This window comes from Paenisporosarcina sp. P5_A11, from assembly GCF_056400705.1.
Window position 1 is genome coordinate 1 of sequence record NZ_JBFUKT010000352.1, and the last position, 1,282, is coordinate 1,282.

At 32.8% G+C, this 1,282-nt stretch carries 3 protein-coding genes; all 3 read right to left on the reverse strand.

Annotation, left to right across the window (positions count from 1 at the left end; translation table 11 throughout):
* Positions 1-167: 167 nt before the first annotated feature.
* A complete protein-coding gene (locus AC1DOS_RS20170; RefSeq protein WP_108587928.1) occupies positions 168-380 on the reverse strand; it encodes a cysteine-rich CWC family protein in 213 nt (70 codons plus the stop codon).
* A 165-nt stretch (positions 381-545) separates the two neighbouring features.
* Positions 546-890, reverse strand: coding sequence for a hypothetical protein (locus AC1DOS_RS20175; RefSeq protein WP_477538917.1), 345 nt, complete (start codon positions 888-890; stop codon positions 546-548).
* A gap of 144 nt (positions 891-1,034) precedes the next feature.
* Positions 1,035-1,282 (reverse strand): DUF4275 family protein (locus AC1DOS_RS20180; RefSeq protein WP_477538918.1); only part of this gene is annotated, 248 nt, incomplete at its 5' end.

The following is a 1,282-nucleotide window of genomic DNA, read 5'->3' on the forward strand; positions in this document are numbered from 1 at the left end:
AGTCTATATTAACCATTTTTTAAATGCTATAATTAAATTAGGAAGAGCTCAAAAAATAGCTAAACCTTACCATACAGTAGTAAACTGATGCCTCGGTTCATTCACTCGAAAGTAGCTCTTAGTTAAACAAGCACATTTTCTTATATTGCATAAATTCTTCGTATTGTTTACAACATATTTTTCTTTATTTTCGCTTCGTCCCTATATTTATTTACACATTTTTTACATATACAATTCTTCCTTATACTCTCTGTAGGAACTAACTCAAAGATTCCATTAGGAAAAACGCCTTCTGTATCACACCAGCAGTTACCGTGTTCTACTCTTCCTGTCATACATTCGTTTTCCTCTCCACATATAGGACAATATTTATTAGCCAATTATAACCCCTCCTCAATCTTTCACAATATGAATCAAATTCGACATAAAAGAGAGATGAATTCTCACCTTTTTGTTCAACTAACCTGCCCCGTTAGTTAAAGAAGTAAAAAGCTACCTAAACAGAACGAGGACCTTCAACTAAAGTACGCTTCAATACTTACAAATCAATTCACTTTTAGGATGTTCAAATGTTTCGTAGATGATATCAAATCTATTTTATTAGTCCCTTTTGTATAATAAATTGAAGCACCATCCCTTTCTCCCTTTTTCCAACCATTCGCTTTAATGGCTAATTCATATCCAAATGGAATTCCATTTTCTTCAGATGTCGGTGACCAATCATAACTTTTCCCATAAATATTTTCTTGAACTAATTCAGCATTTTTAGGAACAGGGAAGTCAAATAGATCTTCCGATGGTTCGTAGAGAGATACTGTTATGAAATAATAGATTGCTCCTCCCAGTAAAAGTGTAGTTAAAGCAAGTGTCCTACCAACTGTTTTCTTCAAGGTACTCACCCTTCCTCTTACATTTCCTTAATTTACATATTCTTCACAAGCAGCAAGTTAACCTTCTTAAACTAACCTGTCCCGTTAGTTCAATAAGAAAAAGAACTATCTAATCAACCCGATGATCTTAAACTAAAGCACCCGTTAGTTGAACAAGGAGAAATTTTCTCCATTCAATTTATAAAAATAAGGACCTAATGAGTCTTCGTGAGTAACGATATATGTCCAGGTGAAACTTTCATCAACTACATAAACATCCACATATCCTTTTATTTTGTTTATGATATCTTCTGAACTTATATCTTTGGCATTCTCAACCATTAAAGCATTTTTTTCCTCTCGATAAAATATATAACATTGCTTTTTCTTTTGATTGTTGAATGCAGTTATAG